The organism is Bacillus taeanensis, assembly GCF_003318295.1.
In the GTDB taxonomy this organism is placed as follows: domain Bacteria; phylum Bacillota; class Bacilli; order Bacillales; family UBA6769; genus Maribacillus; species Maribacillus taeanensis.
Genome location: NZ_QOCW01000012.1, coordinates 53134 through 74120, shown reverse-complemented (window position 1 = coordinate 74120; position 20987 = coordinate 53134). Strand labels below are relative to the sequence as shown.

Here is a 20987-nt window from a genome sequence, read left to right as displayed (position 1 = left end):
GTTCTTTCTAGTTTAAGTCACAGTAGTGATATTGTACTTACGCAAACGATATTGAAGACTTTGTCTGCTGAGACCGAGTGCTTTGGCAGATAGAGAGATATTATTATGATTAGCTTTTAATATTTTTTGTATATAATGGGATTCTATTTTTTCCATTTGTTCAGTTAATGTTTTATTTGATATCTCTCCTTCATGAAACAAGTGTTCAAAGGTATTTTTAGATAACCAATTGTCTTTTAATTTTGACCGCTGGCGAAACTGTCTAGGTAGGTGAACATAGTCAATTTTATCTTCATTTTCAATTAAATTCATGGCTCCTTCAATAATATGTTCAAGTTCGCGAACATTGCCTGGCCATTCATAGGCAAGCAGCATCTTTTTCACATTTTCTTCTATTCCTTTTACATTCATTTGAAAAACCTGATTATATTTTGTAATAAAGTGTGCCGCTAATTCTAAAATATCTTCTTTTCTTTCTCTTAATGAAGGAACAAATAGGGAAACAACACTTAAACGGTAATACAAATCTTTTCTTAATCGATTATTCGCCACTGCATCAATTGGATCTTCGTTCATTGTTGCAATAATACGAACATCAATTTGTTTATCGTTTGTGTCTCCAATTCGCCGAATCGTTTTTTCCTGCAATACTCGTAATAATTTTGTCTGCAGATTTGGATTTAGAGAATTAATTTCATCAAGCAGTAATGTGCCGCCTTCTGCTTGTTCAAATAAACCAGGGCGCTCTAATGCTCCTGTAAATGCCCCTTTTTTTGTACCAAACAATATGCTTTCAATTAAACTATCTGGCAGTGCTGCACAATTTTGTGAAATAAATGGACATGCGGAACGTATGCTTCTATTATGAATACTTTGAGCAAATAGTTCTTTTCCTGTACCTGTTTCTCCTACGATTAATACAGAGGAAGCTGTTCGCGTGGCTCGTTTTGCATTTTCAACGACCTCTTGAATCGGAAAACTTTTACCAATAATGCTGTCAAACGTAAAGCGGGTATTTCCTCTTTTATTCATGTTTTCACGAATAAGCCGTTCAAGTTTTGTGACGTCTTTGGCGATTTCAATTGCCCCAATAATTTGCTTTTCTTTAATGATTGGATAAGTATGATTGATCGTTGTAATTTCCTGCCCTTTATTATTAAAGTAAGTTTGTTTCACATTTTTTGTTGTCTGTCCTTCCTGTAATGCTTTTACAAGTGTACTGTTTTGTCCTTCAGAAAACATAAAAACATCAAGTAAATTTTTGTTTAGTACGTCATGACGATCCATTTCTTCAATTTCCATCATTTTTTTATTGTAAACAATTGTTTTTCCATCTTGATCAACAGCATGAATTCCTACATCTACTTCATCAACAATGCTTTTGTAAATGTAATTGAGTGTTTTAAGTGTAGAGTTCGTATTCTCATTTTGCATAGGTTAGCTCCTTTTTAAGGATTGTACATTTATTTTATGAAATTGGAAGTATTAGTGCAAATATATTTTGCGAACAAGATGCAAAATATATTTTTTTGTGCAAATTTTTTTTGCGTAAAATGATTTTAAGACGTTGATCATATGCAAAATAGCTAAAAAGTAAGATTGGCATGGAAGTTGCATTTTAATAGAATGTGGAAAGATAAACATCATTTATATGGAGGTATACATATATGAACACCTTATGAACAGAATTATCAGGAAAAATCAGTTTTTGAGCTAGATAAAGTGGTATACAAGGATTAAGAAGGATAAAAACTAATAAACTATTAAGGGGGAAAGGTTGTGAATACAATGACAACATCTAAAGGCATTATCACTACAACGGAAAAGTTAGGCGCGCATAATTATCATCCACTTCCAATTGTTATTTCTAAAGCAGAAGGAGTGTGGGTTGAAGATCCTGAAGGAAATAAATATATGGATATGTTAAGTGCTTATTCTGCCGTAAACCAAGGACATCGTCATCCGAAAATTATTCAAGCATTAAAAGATCAGGCAGATAAAGTAACGTTAACTTCACGTGCTTTTCATAATGATCAATTAGCACCTTTTTATGAAAAAGTTGCATCATTCACAAAAAAAGACATGATCTTACCGATGAATACAGGGGTAGAAGCAGTTGAGACAGCTGTTAAAGCTGCACGACGTTGGGGTTATGAAGTAAAAGGAATTGCAGAGAATAAAGCGGAAATCATTGCTTGTACTGGTAACTTTCACGGGCGAACAATGACTGCTGTTTCTTTATCTTCTGAAGCAGAATATAAACGCGGTTTTGGCCCAATGCTTCCTGGAATTAAATTAATTCCGTATGGTGATATAGATGCGTTAAAACATGCTGTTACAGAGAATACAGCAGCCTTTTTATTAGAACCAATTCAAGGAGAGGCTGGAATCGTTATGCCTCCTGAAGGGTTTTTGAAAGAAGCATCTGAATTATGTAAAGAAAAAAATGTCTTGTTTATTGCAGATGAAATTCAAGCAGGGCTTGGGCGATCTGGTAAAATGTTTGCATGTGATTGGGAAGATGTAATTCCTGATATGTATATTTTAGGTAAAGCGCTTGGGGGAGGGGTTTTTCCGATTTCATGTGTGGCCGCAAATAAAAATATATTAGGTGTTTTTAATCCAGGTTCACATGGTTCAACATTTGGCGGAAATCCGCTTGCATGTGCTGTTTCCGTTGCTGCACTTGAAGTGTTAGAAGAAGAAAAGCTTGCAGAACGTTCCCTAGAGTTAGGAACGTACTTTCAGGAAAAATTAAAAGCAATTGACAACCCAATGATTAAAGAAGTGCGTGGAAAAGGTTTATTTATCGGAGTTGAATTAAATGAGCCAGCAAGAAAATATTGTGAAGTATTAAAAGAACAAGGATTGTTATGTAAAGAAACACATGAAAATGTTATTCGTTTTGCACCGCCATTAATTATTTCCAAAGAGGACCTTGACTGGGCAATTAAAAAGATTTGTACGGTCTTAGCAAAATAATGAAGACTGATAAAATATGTAGGTTCTATTATAGGAAATTCTCGTTTTATGGTGAGGTGCAGCCGATCAAATAAAGAATAAAAGTGAAAAAAGGATTACCAGTTTAATGCTGGTAATCTTTTTTAATTGGTACATGATGATAAACTAGGAGGAACCTTTAAAAAGTTTACGTTTAAATGAGAATGCTGCCATTGAATAGTTCCTTTATATAGATTTACTATAAAGAGTGGACACGCTGTTGATATGTTGATGGACTTTTATGAGCTGATTATATTAGTAGGCTGTTAAAGGCTTGTAAAGGTTATAGAGATGATTTTTAATAAATAGTACGAACAAATTTTCTCTTTTTGCTATAATTTTTATAAAAATCATGAGATAATAAATGGATTAGCATGGAGTACGGAGGGATTAGTCAATATGTCACTACGCTTTATATTAGGACGAGCTGGAAGCGGAAAGTCTACCTTTTGTTTAGATGAGATCCGTGAGCATTTAATAAATAACCCAAATGGGAGCCCGCTTTTATATTTAGTACCAGAGCAGATGACGTTTCAATCAGAATACGCATTAATTACCACCCCAAATTTAGGAGGAATGATTCGAGCACAAGTTTTCAGCATGTCTCGCTTAGCTTGGAGAATCCTTCAAGAAACCGGAGGGTATACAAGAACTCATTTAACAGCAGTGGGCACCAATATGATGCTTCGCAAAATCATTGAACGGAAACGAAATGAACTAAAAGTATTTCAACGAGCTTCAGATAAAACAGGTTTTGTTGATAAGTTATCATCAATGGTTACAGAGTTTAAGAGGTATTGTATTTCTCCAGAACAACTGATGAACGATCAGGAAATATCCAATCATTTTCAAAATTATGTACTGCAGGAAAAACTTCATGATTTAGCGATGATTTATGGGGAATTTGAAAATGAACTGCTTGGTAAGTATGTAGATGGAGAAGATATGCTTCAATTGTTAGCAGAAAAAATTTCAAGCTCTGCTTACTTAAAAAAAGCAGAAATTTGGATTGATGGTTTTCACAGTTTTACTCCCCAGGAATTTATTGTGGTGGAACAATTAATGAAACATTGCAAACGAGTAACAGTTGCATTAACAATGGATGAACCGTATGATTTTCATCCACCGCATGAATTGGCCTTATTTCATGAAACAGGAACTACTTATCGGACACTGTTAGAATTATCGAAACAGCATAACATAGAAGTAGAAACACTAGAAATTTTAAGAAGACCTTATCCGCGCTTTCGTCATGCTTCTCTTGCTCACTTAGAAGAATATTTTGAAAGTCGACCTGCAGAGGTTTATAGGGAAGGTGCAGAAATTACCATTTCATCTGCAGTGAACCGACGTGCAGAAATAGAAGGCGCTGCACGCAGCATTTTAGCTCTTGTTCGCAACTCTCATTATCGTTTTCGAGATATTGCGGTTATGACTCGTAATATGGAGAATTATCATGAGCTAATGAAAACAATTTTTAATGATTATCATATTCCAACCTTTTTTGATACGAAACGAACGATGCTTCATCATCCGGTAATCGAATTAATTCGCTCGAGTTTAGAAGTTATTAAAGGTAATTGGCGTTATGAAGCTGTCTTTCGCTTTTTAAAGACCGATTTGCTGTTTCCTGTTGATGATTTTGATGAACTTGAAAATTGGCGTGAACAAATGGATCTTCTTGAAAATCATGTATTAGAAGCAGGCATTCATGGAAAGCGCTGGAAGGATGAACAAGCATGGGAAATTAGACGTTTTTATCAGTTGGAAGATGATAAACCAATTTCTTCAGAAGAGCTTTCTGAAAAAGAAAAGCATTTAAATGAGCTAAGAATAATGGTTGTAAATCCCTTATCAATGTTTGAAACAAAAATAAAACAAGCAAAAACGAGTCGTCAGAAAGCTGCTGCTGTCTATCATCTTTTGGATCATTTAAAAGTCGCTGAAAAACTTGAAAATTGGCGTGAACAAGCTGAAATAAAAGGTGATTTAGAAACAGCAAGAGAACATGATCAAGTATGGAAGGCTGTTATAAATTTACTTGATGAAATTGTAGAAATTGTAGGTGAAGAACAGCTATCTTTAGAAATGTTTAGTAAAATGGTGGAATCAGGGATGGAAAGCTTGAGGTTTTCGCTAGTTCCTCCATCACTTGATCAAGTGTTAGTAGGTACGATTGATCGAACTCGCTTTTCTAAAGTAAAATGCGCCTTTTTAATTGGAGTAAATGAAGGGGTTCTTCCTGCAAAGCCTGAAGATGACGGGATGTTAACAGAAGAAGAACGGGAAGAGATGAGCGGGGCAGGTATTCAGTTAGCATCTGGAAGTCGAAGAAAATTATTAGATGAACAATTTTATATTTATGGAGCTCTTACAACTCCTTCCGAGCAGCTTCATGTTAGCTATTCACTTTCTGATGAAGAAGGAAAAGCGATGTTTCCCTCTATTCTCATTAATCGTTTAAAAGAGCTGTTCCCAATGATTGAAGAGCAGCTGATTTTTGGAGAACCGGAAGGCAGGGAGGGTGAAATGTCTTTTATAACAAACGAACAAAAATCATTATCTTTCTTAGCTGGTCAGCTTCGCAATTGGAAACATGGTTATGGAATGAAAACATACTGGTGGGATGTTTATAATTGGTTTGTCGAGCATGATGCTGACGGAAAAGCACATCGCTTGTTAAGCAGTTTATTTTATAAAAATAATCCACAAACATTAACAAAGGAAACGAGCAGAAAACTTTACGGAAAACGTGTAAAAGCAAGTGTATCAAGAATGGAAAAGTTTAGCGCCTGTCCGTTTTCGCAGTTTGCTTCTCATGGTTTACGCTTAAAACAGCGTGCTGTTTTCCGTCTTGAGGCGCCTGATATTGGTCAGCTCTTTCATTCAGCTCTAGGAATGATCACAGAACATATTCGCCAATCGAATATGGACTGGAAAAAGTTAAGTAAAGAGCAGTGTCAAGAATTAGCTGATCAAATGGTTGATCAATTGACACCAAAATTACAAAGTCAAATTTTGCTAAGTTCTAATCGTCATCATTATATTACACGAAAATTAAAAGATGTTGTTGGGAGAGCAGCCTCTATTTTAGGTAAACAAGCACAAAAAAGCGGGTATTCTCCTATTGGTATAGAAGTTCCTTTTGGTCCTAATGCCAAGCTTCCGCCGATCACGTTTACACTTTCAAATGGAATTGTACTTGAAGTAATTGGCCGAATTGATCGCGTGGATCAAGCCAATAGTTCACAAGGAATCATGCTTCGGATTATTGACTATAAATCAAGTGCAAAAGATTTAAATTTAACAGAAGTCTATTACGGACTCGCCCTGCAGATGCTTACGTATTTAGATGTATTAATTACACATGCCCCGAAATGGTTAGGAGATGCAGCGCTGCCGGCTGGTGTGCTTTATTTTCATGTTCATAATCCAATGATTCAAGTGAAAAATGTATTATCTTCTAAAAAGATTGAGGAAGAATTATTTAAGAAGTATAAGATGAAAGGACTCGTTTTAGCTGATCAAGAAAATGTTCAGTTAATGGATGCGGACATTTCGAATCAATCGAATATCATTCCAGCAGGCATAAAAAAAGACGGGACTTTTTCTAAAAGTTCATCAATTGCTTCAAAAGAAGAATTAACAGCTATTCGAGAGCATGTTCATGATCTTATTAAAAACATTGGTCAACAGATGACAGAAGGGTCTATTCATATTGCGCCATATAAGTTAAAAGATAAAACACCTTGTACGTATTGTGTCTACAAATCCGTTTGTCAATTTGATCAAGCGTTAGAGGATAATAACTTCCGAGTGTTAAAAGCAGAAAAAGATGAGGTTGTATTAAAGAAAATCAGAGAAGAAAGGAGGGACAATGATGAGTGAAATAATTGAAAAGCCGGCAAATGCAGTGTGGACAGATGATCAATGGAAAGCCATTGCTGCAAGAGGCCAAAATACACTTGTTGCCGCAGCAGCCGGTTCAGGTAAAACAGCTGTTTTGGTTGAACGTATTATAGAACGAATTAAAACCAAAGATGATCCTGTAGATGTTGACCGCTTATTAATTGTTACCTTTACAAATGCCGCAGCGGCTGAGATGAGACAGCGAATCGGTGAAGCGATTGAAGCTGCATTAGAAGAGAACCCTAGTTCATTGCATTTACGTCGACAGCTTTCACTGCTTAACAAAGCATCGATTTCAACACTTCACTCATTTTGTTTAGAAGTATTAAGACAAAATTATTACAAAATAAATCTTGATCCTGGCTTTCGAATTGCCGATCAAACAGAAGCAGAATTACTGCGCGATGAAATCCTAGAAGAAATGTTTGAGGAACATTACAGCGCAGAAAACCCAGAAAAATTTTATGAAGTAGTAGATCGTTACTCAAGCGATCGCAGTGATCAAGATTTGCAAATTTTAATTGAAAAAATATATGATTTTTCAAGAAGTCATCCATGGCCAAGTCACTGGCTCTTGGAAATGGTGGCGCGGTATGAAATTACAGAAGGTCAAAAGATTGATGACATTGAATGGGTAAAAGAGATTATAAGTGATATTTTTATTCAGTTAAATGGAATTAAAGAAATGTTAAGAAAAGCTGCAGCCATTGCAGAATCACCTGAAGGGCCTCGTCCTTATCTAGAAAATCTGCAGAGGGAAGCTCATCAGGTTGATTCTCTTTTACAAGGTGAAAGAACATGGGAAGCACTCTATAACGGTTTTCAGCACCTATCATTTGATAGATTAAAGCCGTGCAGAGGGTGTGATAAAGTGCTGCAAGAAGAGGTGAAAAGTTTACGTGCCTCTGCAAAAGAAGCAATGGAATCTATTCAAGAGGATTTTTTTGAACGTCATCCTAATCATTATTTGGATGAGCTCCGCCATACTGCTTCTGTTATTCGCACACTCTCTGCACTTGTAAATGAATTTGCAAAAAAATATGAGGAAGCAAAGCTTGAAAAAGGTCTAGTTGATTTTTCTGATTTAGAACATTATTGTCTTGCTATTTTACGAGATGAAGCTTCAATCCCGGAAAACGTTATCCCATCTGAGACAGCTCGTTCCTATCAACAGCAATTTGCTGAAGTGCTTGTTGATGAATATCAAGATACAAATCAAGTACAGGAATCTATTATCCAGCTTGTCTCAAAAGCAGATGAGAAGAATGGAAATCGATTTATGGTTGGAGACGTGAAGCAAAGCATTTACCGTTTTCGCCTTGCGGAGCCTGCTCTTTTCTTGAAGAAATATAAAGCTTATTCAAAAGATGGAAAAGGAAAAGGTCTTCGAATCGACTTATCTAAAAATTTCCGAAGCCGAAAAGAAGTCCTCCATGCGACGAATTTCATTTTTAAACAAATTATGAATGAAAAAGTTGGAGAACTGAACTATGATGATGATGCCGAGCTTCGTTTAGGAGCAGAATATCCTAAAAGTGAAAATGTAAAAGCAGAACTTCTTCTTATTAATCGCAGCAAGGATGAAAAGGAATCAAATCAAGGAGCTTCAGTTGAATTAGATGATTCAGACTTTGAAACGGTGCAGCTTGAAGCAAGGTGTATTGCTGAAAAAATTAAAGAATTAGTTGGAAAGGAAAACGGCACACCTGCTGAAGTGTTTGATAAAAAATTGCAGGCAATGAGACCGGTTCAGTATCGTGATATTGTAATATTACTTCGTGCCACATCAAGCTGGGCTCCAAGTCTTCTTGAAGAATTGAAGATTCAGGGAATCCCTGCTTATGCTGAGTTATCAACAGGTTATTTTGAAGCAACAGAAGTTTCGATCATGATGGCGCTTTTGAAAGTGATTGATAATCCATATCAAGATATACCGCTTGCATCTGTGTTGCGTTCGCCTATTATTGGCTGTACGGAAGAAGAAATGGCGCAAATTCGTCTTTCTGATAAACAGGGATACTATTTTGATGCCATGAAAGCTTACTTAAATGAGGAAAACAATACAGAACTTAATAAAAAAATAGTGAATTTTTATGATCGATTAGATAGTTGGCGTACAAAAGCGCGACAAGGGGCTTTATCGGATTTAATATGGCATTTATATCAGGAGACAAACTATTATGATTTTGTGGCCGGACTCCCTGGTGGAAAGCAGCGGCAGGCAAATTTACGCGCCCTTTATGATCGGGCACGTCAATATGAAGAAACATCGTTTCGAGGGCTATTTCGGTTTTTACGCTTTATTGAACGGATGCAGGATCGAGGAAACGATTTAGGAGCAGCACGTGCTTTAACAGAACAAGAAGATGTAGTGCGCGTCATGACAATTCATAAAAGTAAAGGGTTAGAATTTCCAATTGTGTTTACAGCAGGGCTTTCTAAACAATTTAATATGCAGGATTTAAATCGTTCGTATTTACTTCATAAAGAACTTGGGTTTGGAACGAAATTTATTGATCCTACTAATCGTTTAAGTTATCCTACCTTACTGCAGCTGTCAATTAAGCAGCGAATGAAACTGGAGATGCTTGCTGAGGAAATGCGGATATTATATGTCGCTTTAACGCGGGCAAAAGAAAAGCTGTATTTAGTTGGCACAGTAAAAGACTTGGAAAAAGATGTTCAAAAATGGGGACAGCATATTCATGAAAAAGAATGGCTTCTTCCTGATTTCGAACGTACAAAGAGCCGTTCCTATCTTGATTGGATTGGACCAGCTTTAATAAGACACCGTGATAGTCAAATTTTAAGAGATTATTTATCTGTTTCTCATCTTCCTGCAGCAGAAGTTTATCAAGATCGTTCGGAATGGAAAATTTCAGTGATAGATGCTGCGAATTTTCTCACTTTAAGTGAACATGAAACCGATCTAATGGAAGAGACCATTGAAAAAATTAAAAATGGGAAAATGGTTGCTGTTACTAGTGAAGAAAAGGAAACTGTTTATCGTTCTCTACAGTGGAAGTACGAGTATGAGGAAACGAGTAAAATTAAATCAAAACAAAGTGTAACAGAAATTAAAAGACAACGAGAATCTGCAGATGAATATAGTGATACATTATTGATTCGTCCATTTAAAAAACAAATCTCTGAACGACCAAAGTTTTTACAAAAAGAGCGATTAACGGCCGCTGAAAAAGGCTCTGCCATGCATATGGTAATGCAGCATTTATCATTTGATCATGCTCAATCAGAGCTCGAAATAAAGGAACTTTTAGCTAAGATGGTAAATAAAGAGATCTTAACAAGTGAACAAGCTGAAACAATTGAAATAAAAAAAATTCAAGCGTTCTTTCACTCAAAGCTTGGTAAGAAAATGTTAAATGCAGAGGCGCTTCATCGAGAAATTCCGTTTAGTTTAGCAGTGCCTGCCAATACGATTACGAATAATCGTTCATTAAAAAGTAATGAAAAGGTATTAGTGCAGGGTGTGATTGATTTAATTATTGAAGATCATGAAGGATTAACTTTAATAGATTATAAAACAGATACAATTACTGGACGTGTTGAAGGAGAAATAGAAGAAGTGAAGTCTATCCTCCTTAATCGTTATAAAATACAGCTTGAGCTTTATCAAAACGCAGTAGAACAGATTTGGAAAAAGCCGCTTTATAACAAGTATTTATACTTTTTTGATGGAGATATTGTAGTGGAAGTTTAAAGATGATGCAATTGTTTATTGCATCATCTTTTTTACATAAGGCAGCTTGCTGTGGGTAAAAGTTTGATGATGTTTATGTGATAATGATTCAACATGGCGAATCCAGCTAATTTCAGCTATTATAAAATGGAATTGATTCTTCACAGTTCGGATAATTAGTAAAATACATGAAAAATAACTTTCTTTTTGGAAATGATTCAGGAGGGTGAGAATGAACAAGTATCAATGGTATTTTATTGAAAAAATTAAGGGTAATTTACAAGATTGGTTTGATGAAAACGCACTTATCTTAGAAAAAGATGTTCATTGTTTTCTTCATTCGGTTATAGGAACAGCACCTACTCTAGGATTAAACGAATATGCGGAATATGCAGAAAAAGCAATTCAACATTTTGATGAGTTAAGCAGTAAACAGGTTGACTTAAAAACAATACAAACTAATCTTTATGAATTGATTGTTAACTTATATAAAGAGCACAAAGGAATAGAAGAAATAAGCGAATTTAAGGAGGAACTAAAAGAAAAACAGGGCACGATCCTATTAGTGGATGATGATCCGATTTTTGTTCAATCTTTAAGAAATAAGCTTGAAAATGAAGGCTGGATGGTTTTTGCTACATTATATGCTGATCAAGCAATTGATCTTTTTTATCGTCTTAAACCCGATATTGTCCTTTTAGATATTTATATGAAGGAAAAAAATGGGGTTGAAGTGTTGAAAACGATTCAAAAGCAAGCAGAATTTCATTTTATTTCTATTATGATGATGAGTTTGCATAATGATAGAGAAACACGTATCCAATGCTTTCAAGAAGGTGCAGATGATTTTATAAAAAAACCAGTTGAAATGAATGAGTTTCTTGTACGAATTAAAAGACATCTTCAAAGGCGTCAATCGATTAGAAATGCTATTTTAATGGATGAATTAACGCATGTTTACAATCGTAAATTTTTAATGATGGAGTTTGATCGCCAGTTGGCAGAATATACACGAACAGGCGAAATATTCACAATTGCAATGATAGAAATAGATGATTTTAAAAATATCAATGACTCTTATGGACACTTAACAGGAGATGAGATTTTAAGGTCATTTGCAAACTTGATTCTTGAAAACAAACGTAATCCTGATTATTTAATACGCTATGGGGGAACAGAATTTGTTCTATTACTTCCCCATACTTCAGCGGCGGAAGCAAATCAATTATTAGAACATATGCTGGATAAATTTCGAAATATCGACTTTTCTTACAATCAACTTTTCTTTCATTTGTCTTTTTCAGCTGGAGTGGTGGAAGTAAATAAAACAAATATTAAAGAAGTAAAGTGGCTTGAACAGGCAGAAATTGCTTTAGATAAAGCCAAAAAAATGGGGAAGAATTGTGTGTTTACGCCTTCTAATATATTCGAAGAAACGGAAAGTTCTAAAACCATTCGAATTGGAATTATTGATGATGAGCCAATTATTCGACAGATGGTTCAAGATTATTTTGAAAATGCAGCGAAAGAAAATTATCATATCGAAGTAAAAAGTTTTCGTGAAGGAGAAGAGTTTTTTAATGATAACTGGCATCGAGGCAGTGGGCCTTATGTGTTAATTCTTGATGGCATTATGCCGAGAATGGATGGATTGGAAGTTCTGAAAAAGCTTAGAAATGAATATGATCAGAGCCGCTATATTGTTGTAATGCTCACTGGAAGAAAAGCTGAAAAAGATATTATTCGAGCATTAGAACTAGGAGCTGATGACTATATAACAAAACCATTTAATATTAAAGAATTAGAAGCAAGAATAAAGAGATTAATTAATAAAAAAATATAAGGGGGAGACGACTTTGAAAATTTTGCTAGCTGAAGATGAAGAAGTTCTTCGTATGCTTGTTACAGATACATTAGAAGAGGAAGGATATGAAATAGAACAAGCAGAAGACGGAGAAGAAGCATGCAAAAAAATATATGAAACTGAGTATGATTTAATTTTACTTGATTATATGATGCCGAAAATGACTGGACTTGAAGTAATCGAAAAAATCAGAAGAAATTTTGATTTTGAAAAAAGAAATGTAAAAATTTTAATGTTAACAGCAAAAAGTCAACAGGTGGATCAAGAGCGTGTAAAACGGGCAGGAGCGGATTATTTTTTAGCAAAACCATTTAGTCCTATTCAATTGGTGAAGATGATTGGAGAGATTTTTAGTGAGTGATAGGCAAGAAAATGAACAAAACCTTATCAATCAATATGAAGAAGAAGTAGAACGAGAAATAAATCAAAATATTATTGATTCAGTAAGAGAGGGTATTCAGTATGTAGACAGGAAAGGGCGTATTTTAAAAGTAAACCGTCAGATGTGTCAGTTTATGAATTGTGCTGATATAAACGATGTGATTGGATGTTCACTAGAAGAATGGCAGGAGATGTTCAAAAAAAATACGGCCGAATCTGCGGAAGTGCTGCAATTTTTTTCTACTGTGATTAAAGGTGAAAAGCCAAAAAGTGAAGTAATTCAATACCAATTCACTACAAATAAACCTCGTTTTATTCAAATGTACTATGAAAAAATAGAAAAAAATGGCGAAATGATTGGCGCAATCTTCGTTCATCGAGATATTACAAAAGAATACGAAATAGATCAAATGAAATCAGAATTAGTCAGCACTGTTAGTCATGAACTACGCACACCTCTTTCTAGTGTGCTTGGATTTACAGAGTTAATGTTGTATCGAGAGTTAAAACCAGAAAGACAAAAAAAATATTTAATGACGATTTACAAAGAAGCAAAACGTTTAACAACACTGATTAATGATTTTTTAGATGTTCAGCGTATGGAGGCTGGAAAGCAAACATATTTAAAAAAATTTGTTGATATTCTTCCAGTAATAGAGGAAGTGATTGAGGAAAATAAAGTAAATTCCAAAAAACATGTATTTCTATTAAAACAATGTACGTTTAATACAACGGTATTTGCAGACAAAGACAAGATAAAACAAGTGATAACAAATATAGTGAGTAATGCTGTCAAATATTCTCCAGACGGAGGAGAGGTTAGAATTACTGTTCAAATCAAAGAGAAACACTTAGCGATAGCAGTATCTGATGAAGGATTAGGAATTCCTGAAGAAGCAATAAGTAAGCTGTTTACAAAATTTTATCGAATTGATAGTTCAAATGATCAGCGAATTGGTGGGACAGGGTTAGGATTAGCAATTTCAAAAGAAATCATGAAAGCTCATGAAGGTGAAATTACTATTGATTCAGTAGAAGGAAAAGGAAGTACATTTACAATTTTATTTCCAATTGTTGTTGAACAAAAAGTGAAGCATGATGATTCCGCTTATAATGAGAAACGTCCTACAATATTTATAGTAGAAGATGATGAAAGTTTAGCACTTTTATTAAAAGAAGAATTGGTAAGGAGTGGGTTTAATGTTTACCTTTTTAAGAGTGGTGAAGAAGCTTTTAGTAATATAAAACAAAAAACTCCTTCTGCAATTGTTTTAGATATTATGCTTGAAAAAGAGATGAACGGCTGGGAATTCATTGAAAAATTAAAAGAGAATCCGTTTTTCGAAAACATTCCAATTGTTATTTCAACGGCTTTAGATGAAAACGATTATAGTAAATCTGTTGGCGCAAAACGCTTTTTCTTAAAACCATATAAACCAAATGAGTTAATTAAAGTGCTTCATGAAATTGTGAAAGAACAAGAAGACCCTTCACATATTGTTTATTTTAATCAACCATTTCTTGAATAAATCAACTATTCAAAAGAGGTGTTCATCTTGATAGATGCTCATATTCATCTAGATCAGTATAATCGTGAAGATTTACCAGCATACATAGAAAAATGGAAAAAAGCAGGGATTAAAGGAGCAGTATCAGTTTCCACCAATTTACGTTCATCATATGACACCCTTGAACTTGCTAATCAATTTCCGGATTTCGTCATACCGTGTATTGGTTTTCATCCTGAGCAGCCTTTACCTGCTGAATGTGAATTAAATGAATTATTAACCCTTATAAGATCTGAACGGCATACAATTTCTGCGATAGGAGAAATTGGATTGCCTCATTATTCATATGAAAACTCTAAGTTTCCTTCTTTACAGCACTACATAGAGCTGTTGAAAATTTTCATAGAAAAAGCAAAGCAGCTTTCACTGCCGGTAGTCCTGCATGCTGTCCATGATAAGGCAGCGATAGTTTATGAACTGCTTCAAAAGTACGAAGGTGTTAACGCACATTTTCATTGGCTGAAAGCGGAAAAAAAACTGCTTCAATTGATTATTGAGGCCGGTTATTTTATTTCAGTAACACCTGAAATATGTTATCGAGAGCGAGATCGACAGTTAGTTAGTCAAGTGCCCTTATCTCAATTAATGCTTGAGACAGATGGACCATGGCCTTATCATGAAATATTTGAGAATACGAAAACAACACCTCTTTTATTAAAAGAGGTCGTTCAAAAAACAGCGGAAATAAAGAAGATAAGTAGTAAGAATGTTAAAGATTTAACTACTAAAAATACGGCTCATTTTTATAGATATGATAGAGTCTAGTGAAAACAGAAAGATATGAGTATTAACTAATTGAAGAGTAAAGTAAAGGAATAAGTTACATGAATACTCCCGCCACTTAATTTTCTAACGAAAATTTGAAGTGGGGGTTTCTAACGTATCGAACATTTCTGAACGCTTAACGTTAGTGGAGTTGACACATTGGCGGTCTAAATACGCCCAACTCCTCTATCCCATCGGTCTTGCCTTTGGGACTTCTTTTAATAAGCCTACTGCACCATTTTCACACGTTGTGCTAGTCATGTATCACGCATCTTCGGCTTCTCTAGGCTTGAACATTTTACGCAGCAGAGCGTCTTTTCCTGCTACAACCTTATATGTTCAGTTTTCAATGAGCATGTACAAGGATGTACAACTATTATGATATCATTTATTACGTACTTGCGTTCGTCATAAATGATGGAAATTCACCCCCTCCCTACTGATTGGTCTATCGCCCTTCACATTCCTTGAGGAAGGGGTACTCTTTCCAAAAACGATAGAAATATTAATTATTGAAATAAAAAGGAGAATGAATGAGGTGAAATAGGTCTTTTTTTTCTAGCATTTTAGCTGAATGTGTGAGAAAATGAACATAAAAATAGTGAGAGGAAGAAATAAAATGCCGCTCTGGTTACGGAAATCAATCGTTGTACTTATTACAATTCTCACTTTTGGAACAGTTGTACCTACGTCGATTCTTTTAAATGATAGCGATTCCAAACGTTCAGAAGTTGTAGCACATAGCATCGATACAAAAGGTGATGCTGTTTCCGAAAATTTTATTGAAGAACAATTAGCACAACCTGAAAAACAAAATAATGAAGCTAAACTTAGTGAAAGTGTATCATGGAATGTAATTCCAAAGTCGTTTTCAGAAAAAGAAAAACTTCAAAACGAATTTATGACTTATACGATGTCCGAAGCAAAAAAATTAGCAGAAATTAAGTTTGGTCCAGTTATTAATAGACGTGTAGGAAAGCAATATGAGCAGGAAGTGTTACCGAAATTTGGTAAGGTTGTAACGTTGTTAGGGGAAGAGTTGGAAGAAGAACAAATTCGCCATCTGAAAATTTCTCAAAACCCAGCCGGTGGTCTCGGGGAAAAGATTCTTCATATTTATGATGAAAGAAACGGTCAAGATATTATTCGGTTTCATGTAAGAAGAGATCATCCTCCGCTTGATGGTTATTGGTTTAATTTTCATTATCATGTTCCAACAGATAACTTTCAAACCCATCATGAAATAGGAAAAATTTATTGGGATAAAAACACTCCCCCGCACTGGTCTGCTTAAATAAAATAAGAACAGGATCAAGATGCTGACATATTTTGTTAGCATCTTTTAAATTCGTTTTTTAAAATTTCACTTACCGTATTAATAATATAAAATAAAAGAATAGAAAACAACAATTATATAAAAACTAAAAAAAATTAAAATGGAGGTCTTCCTATAATGCGAGTTCGATTATTTATTGTAATCATTATGTATCTTTTTTTTATTGCAACACCATTAACAAATATCTATGCTGAAGATTTATCATCCAAAGAAACTAAAAAAGCTGCTATTATTATTGATGATTTTGGTGGAAATGTGAAAGGTGTAAAAGAATTTTTATCTGGAAATATTCCGATCACCGTTGCTGTAATGCCATTTTTGGAACAATCAACTGAACAAGCAGAACTGGCTCATAAGCATGGACTTGAAGTAATTGTTCATTTGCCATTACAGCCTAAGAAAGGAAAATTATCATGGTTGGGTCCAAATCCGATAACGAGTAATTTATCAAACAAAGAAGTAAAAAAAATAGTAGAAGAAGCCATATTAGATGTTCCTCATGCGGTAGGAATTAATAATCATATGGGTTCTTTAATTGTAGAAGATAAAAGAATTATGCGCGCCATTCTAGAAGTTGCAAAAAAACATAACCTCTATATCGTAGATAGCGGAACAAGTCCTAAGTCTGTTATTCCAGAGCTGGCTGAAGATCTAGGAATACAATGGGAGAAACGTGATATCTTTTTAGATGACACCCATTCTTCAAGGGAACATGTTTTGTCACAAATGAAAGAGCTATTAAAGGTTGCGGAACAAGAAGGAGAAGCAATAGGAATTGGCCATGTAGGAATTAAAGGGGAAAATACTGTAAAAGGAATACAGGTAGCATTAAAATTTTTTGAAGAAAAACAAATTGAAATTGTCCCGGTTTCTCAATTATTTAATACGGATATTCCTCCATTGTTAGAATAAAATAAGGAAATACAAACAGAAGGCTCCCTAAGGTTAAACCTTAGGGAGCCTTCTGTTTGTATTTATATTGACATTTCTTTTAAACTTCTAGATAATTAAATGCTGGACTACTTTTTTTAGAAAGTTGAGGTGCAACTATGGGTACATATCATTCATTACCTTTTTCATATGATGCTTCTTCTTCATTTTTTGAAAAATTAAATGAGTGGATTGGAGATGTTTTCTACGATTATCTTCCTGAACAAGGGTTTGAACTTCGCGATGAACAAATTTTTATGGCTTTTCAACTTGAAAGAGCTTTTCAAGAAAAGAAAATTATGTTCGCAGAAGCTGGAGTAGGAACGGGAAAAACAATTGCCTATTTGCTTTATTCAGTCTGCTATGCAAGATATATGAGGAAGCCAGTTATTATTTCATGCGCAGATGAATCGTTAATTGAACAGCTTGTGAAGCGTGAAGGAGATATTGCAAAGCTATCTAAAGCATTGAATCTTAATATTGATGCTCGGTTAGCTAAATCGCCTGATCAGTATTTATGTTTAAAGAAGTTAGATCATGTGCGAGACGGCAAAATAGATTATGATGAGATCTACGATGAAATTTTTGAAACCTTACCATCGTTTGTAAACAGTAATGAAACCATGCAGTCATTTTATCATTACGGCGATCGAAAAGACTATTCGAATTTAAGTGATACTGAGTGGCATTCCATTGGATGGGATAAGTTTCAAGACTGTTTTGTATGTGATAAACGACATAGATGCGGTCAAACGTTATCGAGAGACCACTATCGTAATGCAGCTGATTTGATCATATGTTCACATGACTTTTATATGGAGCACCTTTGGACATATGATGCTCGCAAAAGAGAAGGACAACTTCCGCTTTTGCCAGAAGCAAGTGCTGTTGTATTTGATGAAGGACACTTAGCAGAAGTTGCTGCTCAAAAAGCGCTAACATATAAAATGAGCCATAAAGTATTAGAAGAAATTTTACTTCGTTTAAGTGCAAATGATGTGCGTGAACAGGTTGCTCTTTTAATTGATGAAATCATTTTACAAAGTGATCATTTTTTTCACACCTTACAAGAACATACTGAAAAGGTTGCGGGATCTGATCGGAGAGAGATTACTTTTTCAAATGTGTTATTAAGAGAAGGGGAAAACCTTCAAAAACTTCTTTCACAGTTAGAAGATGAACTTGTGTTTGAAAGTGAACTATATACCATTGAAGAATATCAACTTCGAATTGTAGAAGAGCATATTGAAATGATTCAACATGCATTAAGATTATTTTTAAAGCAGGAAAATTTAATTGCATGGACAGTTCAGGAAACTGAAGGGCTAATCCTAGTCATTATGCCTCGATTGGTTCAAGAAGTTTTAAAAGAAAAACTTTTTTCAAAGAGAATACCGATTATTTTTTCTTCTGCTACTTTATCAAATGATAAATCTTTTGATTATATGGCAAATGGTTTAGGGATTCAATCTTATTTATCTTTTTCAATTGACTCTGCGTATGATTATGAAAAACAGATGAAGGTGTTGGCTCCAAATCTAGCAAAGGGGACGTTTAAAGAGAAAGTTCAATTGGCGATACAAGCGTTAGAAAGATCAGAAGGGCGAGCACTCATACTATTTAATCAAAAAGAAGATTTAAAGCGATTTAAAGAAATGATTAAAGGACATGAATGTTTTCAGAAATGGCCATTTTTATTTGAAGGAGATCAAGAAATTAGCAAATTAATTTCTGTCTTTCAAAGAGAAGAATTAAGTGTTTTATGTGCGGTAAGCTTATGGGAAGGGTTAGATATTCCGGGACCATCTCTTTCCAATGTAATTGTATGGTCATTGCCATACCCTCCAAATGATCCTGTTTTTGCTGCAAAGCGTAAGTTTTCTAAGAATGCTTATTATGACGTGGATGTACCGTATATGCTTCTTCGTCTTAGACAAGGAATGGGCCGCTTAATTCGTTCGGAGCAGGACTATGGCAGTATTTTGCTTCTTGCTGAAAATCTTTATCATGATACTGAGCTTTTTGATGCAATAAAAAGTATTATGCCAAAAAACTTAAAAATACTTCAAAATGAATTAAATTCATTCTAAAAAAACGGGTCCTTTTTGTGACCCGTTTTTTATCTAGAGAGGGATAAAAAGTTTATTGAATTGAAACCCTAACGATGTGTTATCTAACATTGATTCAAGAAAGGAGAGGAAGCAATATGAAATTCTATAATTTACCTCTTATAGAAAGGTTAGAACAGGTGTATGTGCTTTCAGAAACTTATCAGCTTTTATTAAATCAATTAGAAGAACATCATTATGAGGCAGCAGCAGCTGAAAAAATTACAGAAGACATTAAAAAAATTGAACAAGAACTTATCACCTATACTGGAGAAAAGTATAAAGAAGATCTTGCTTCAATGTTAAATAAAGAATTTTTCTTTCCCGATACTTATGATGAGTATGAATAATTGTAATGATAGGTGGAAAAAACGACCTTAAAACGCGTCGTTTTTTCTAAGTGCTTCATAAACTGTATTTGCTAATTGTTCCATATCACTACTATTAAAAAGCTTTAATTCATTAATAAAGTTATAAAATACCTGATCTGTTTGACATTCTCCATTTAACCCTAATAAAATTTCATGTAAATCAAGAAGTAACGTTCTCTGTATAGGATTATCAATGTTATCACGATCATGCATTACAATCACCTTGCCTTTTTTATTAATAGTATGCGAAAATAATGAAGCAAAACATACATTCAGAATGTGATAGATAACTATAGATATGAAAAATCAATGGAGGTTTGCATATGAGTATACATATCGAAGCAAAAGAAAATGAAATTGCTGAAACGATTTTACTGCCGGGTGATCCACTGCGAGCACAATATATTGCTGAAAACTTTTTAGAAGATGCGCTATGTTATAACAATGTGCGCGGGATGCTTGGATTTACTGGTACATATAAAGGACAGCGGGTTTCTGTTCAAGGGACAGGTATGGGAGTTCCTTCTATTTCTATTTATGTAAACGAGTTAATTCGCAGTTATGGTGTGAAAAACTTAATTCGTGTTGGGACATGCGGAGCGATACAAAAAGACGTAAATGTTCGCGATGTTATTCTTGCGATGACTTCTTCAACAGATTCGCAAATGAATCGTCTTGCCTTCGAAGGGTTTGATTACGCACCAACTGCCTCATTTAATCTTTTAAAGAAGGCATATGATGAAGGAGTAAAAAAAGGACTTCATATTAAAGTGGGCAGTGTTTTAACAAGTGACGTCTTTTATCGCGACAGCATGGATATTGTAAAGAAACTAGCTGACCACGGGGTGCTTGCAATTGAAATGGAAACAACTGCACTCTATACGCTGGCTGCAAAGTATGGAGCAAATGCACTTTCTGTTTTAACAGTAAGTGATCATGTGTTTACAGGGGAAGAAACAACTGCTGAAGAACGACAAACAACATTTAATGAAATGATTGAAATCGCACTTGAAGCTGGCATTGCTGAATAACTAAACATACACATCCGCATATCA

The 20987-nt window shown here is 34.6% G+C and carries 14 protein-coding genes; 12 read left to right on the top strand and 2 right to left on the bottom strand.

Features of this window, described 5'->3' with window-relative positions:
* Positions 1-12: 12 nt before the first annotated feature.
* Positions 13-1434: a sigma-54 interaction domain-containing protein gene (locus tag DS031_RS12650; protein ID WP_113806427.1), complete on the bottom strand. Its 1422-nt coding sequence runs from the start codon at positions 1432-1434 to the stop codon at positions 13-15.
* 354 nt (positions 1435-1788) lie between these two features.
* Here DS031_RS12650 and DS031_RS12645 point away from each other — a divergent pair, with 354 nt between their 5' ends.
* From DS031_RS12645 to DS031_RS12595, 11 genes are all read left to right on the top strand, one after another.
* Positions 1789-2982 (top strand): ornithine--oxo-acid transaminase, encoded by a 1194-nt coding sequence (locus DS031_RS12645; protein ID WP_113806484.1) that lies wholly within the window; start codon positions 1789-1791, stop codon positions 2980-2982.
* A gap of 417 nt (positions 2983-3399) precedes the next feature.
* Entirely contained in the window at positions 3400-6888 is a 3489-nt protein-coding gene (addB, locus tag DS031_RS12640) for a helicase-exonuclease AddAB subunit AddB (protein ID WP_113806426.1), read from the top strand.
* Entirely contained in the window at positions 6878-10630 is a 3753-nt protein-coding gene (addA, locus tag DS031_RS12635) for a helicase-exonuclease AddAB subunit AddA (RefSeq protein WP_113806425.1), read from the top strand. The genes addB and addA overlap by 11 nt, the downstream gene beginning before the upstream one ends.
* A gap of 211 nt (positions 10631-10841) precedes the next feature.
* Positions 10842-12452, top strand: coding sequence for a GGDEF domain-containing response regulator (locus tag DS031_RS12630; protein WP_113806424.1), 1611 nt, complete (start codon positions 10842-10844; stop codon positions 12450-12452).
* A 13-nt stretch (positions 12453-12465) separates the two neighbouring features.
* Positions 12466-12834 carry a response regulator gene (locus DS031_RS12625; protein ID WP_281269121.1) on the top strand — a complete coding sequence of 123 codons (369 nt, stop codon included), beginning with the start codon at positions 12466-12468 and terminating at the stop codon, positions 12832-12834.
* Complete coding sequence (locus DS031_RS12620) at positions 12827-14383, top strand: ATP-binding protein (protein ID WP_181833143.1); 1557 nt, start codon at positions 12827-12829, stop codon at positions 14381-14383. The genes DS031_RS12625 and DS031_RS12620 overlap by 8 nt, the downstream gene beginning before the upstream one ends.
* 18 nt (positions 14384-14401) lie before the next feature.
* On the top strand, positions 14402-15187 hold the full coding sequence (locus tag DS031_RS12615) for a TatD family hydrolase (RefSeq protein WP_245947399.1): 786 nt from the start codon (positions 14402-14404) through the stop codon (positions 15185-15187).
* 619 nt (positions 15188-15806) lie between these two features.
* Positions 15807-16481 carry a YpjP family protein gene (locus DS031_RS12610; protein WP_181833142.1) on the top strand — a complete coding sequence of 225 codons (675 nt, stop codon included), beginning with the start codon at positions 15807-15809 and terminating at the stop codon, positions 16479-16481.
* A 159-nt stretch (positions 16482-16640) separates the two neighbouring features.
* Positions 16641-17435: a divergent polysaccharide deacetylase family protein gene (locus DS031_RS12605; RefSeq protein ID WP_113806420.1), complete on the top strand. Its 795-nt coding sequence runs from the start codon at positions 16641-16643 to the stop codon at positions 17433-17435.
* 137 nt (positions 17436-17572) lie between these two features.
* Complete coding sequence (locus DS031_RS12600; RefSeq protein ID WP_113806419.1) at positions 17573-19543, top strand: ATP-dependent DNA helicase; 1971 nt, start codon at positions 17573-17575, stop codon at positions 19541-19543.
* 116 nt (positions 19544-19659) lie between these two features.
* Positions 19660-19911 (top strand): hypothetical protein, encoded by a 252-nt coding sequence (locus DS031_RS12595; protein ID WP_113806418.1) that lies wholly within the window; start codon positions 19660-19662, stop codon positions 19909-19911.
* A gap of 27 nt (positions 19912-19938) precedes the next feature.
* On the opposite strand, the gene DS031_RS12590 is transcribed toward DS031_RS12595, so the two are convergent.
* Positions 19939-20145, bottom strand: coding sequence for a hypothetical protein (locus tag DS031_RS12590; RefSeq protein ID WP_113806417.1), 207 nt, complete (start codon positions 20143-20145; stop codon positions 19939-19941).
* A 110-nt stretch (positions 20146-20255) separates the two neighbouring features.
* Between DS031_RS12590 and deoD the strand changes: the two genes are divergently transcribed.
* Positions 20256-20963, top strand: a complete 708-nt coding sequence (gene deoD, locus DS031_RS12585; protein WP_113806416.1) for a purine-nucleoside phosphorylase — start codon at positions 20256-20258, stop codon at positions 20961-20963.
* The last annotated feature ends 24 nt before the right edge of the window (positions 20964-20987 follow it).

Bases quoted from the DNA above. Each gene is read 5' to 3' on its own strand.
- DS031_RS12650 (WP_113806427.1), bottom strand. From the start codon at position 1,434: ATGCAAAATGAGAATACGAACTCTACACTTAAAACACTCAATTACATT.
- DS031_RS12645 (WP_113806484.1), top strand. From the start codon at position 1,789: ATGACAACATCTAAAGGCATTATCACTACAACGGAAAAGTTAGGCGCG.
- addB (WP_113806426.1), top strand. From the start codon at position 3,400: ATGTCACTACGCTTTATATTAGGACGAGCTGGAAGCGGAAAGTCTACC.
- addA (WP_113806425.1), top strand. From the start codon at position 6,878: ATGATGAGTGAAATAATTGAAAAGCCGGCAAATGCAGTGTGGACAGAT.
- DS031_RS12630 (WP_113806424.1), top strand. From the start codon at position 10,842: ATGAACAAGTATCAATGGTATTTTATTGAAAAAATTAAGGGTAATTTA.
- DS031_RS12610 (WP_181833142.1), top strand. From the start codon at position 15,807: ATGCCGCTCTGGTTACGGAAATCAATCGTTGTACTTATTACAATTCTC.
- DS031_RS12605 (WP_113806420.1), top strand. From the start codon at position 16,641: ATGCGAGTTCGATTATTTATTGTAATCATTATGTATCTTTTTTTTATT.
- DS031_RS12600 (WP_113806419.1), top strand. From the start codon at position 17,573: ATGGGTACATATCATTCATTACCTTTTTCATATGATGCTTCTTCTTCA.
- DS031_RS12595 (WP_113806418.1), top strand. From the start codon at position 19,660: ATGAAATTCTATAATTTACCTCTTATAGAAAGGTTAGAACAGGTGTAT.
- DS031_RS12590 (WP_113806417.1), bottom strand. From the start codon at position 20,145: ATGCATGATCGTGATAACATTGATAATCCTATACAGAGAACGTTACTT.
- deoD (WP_113806416.1), top strand. From the start codon at position 20,256: ATGAGTATACATATCGAAGCAAAAGAAAATGAAATTGCTGAAACGATT.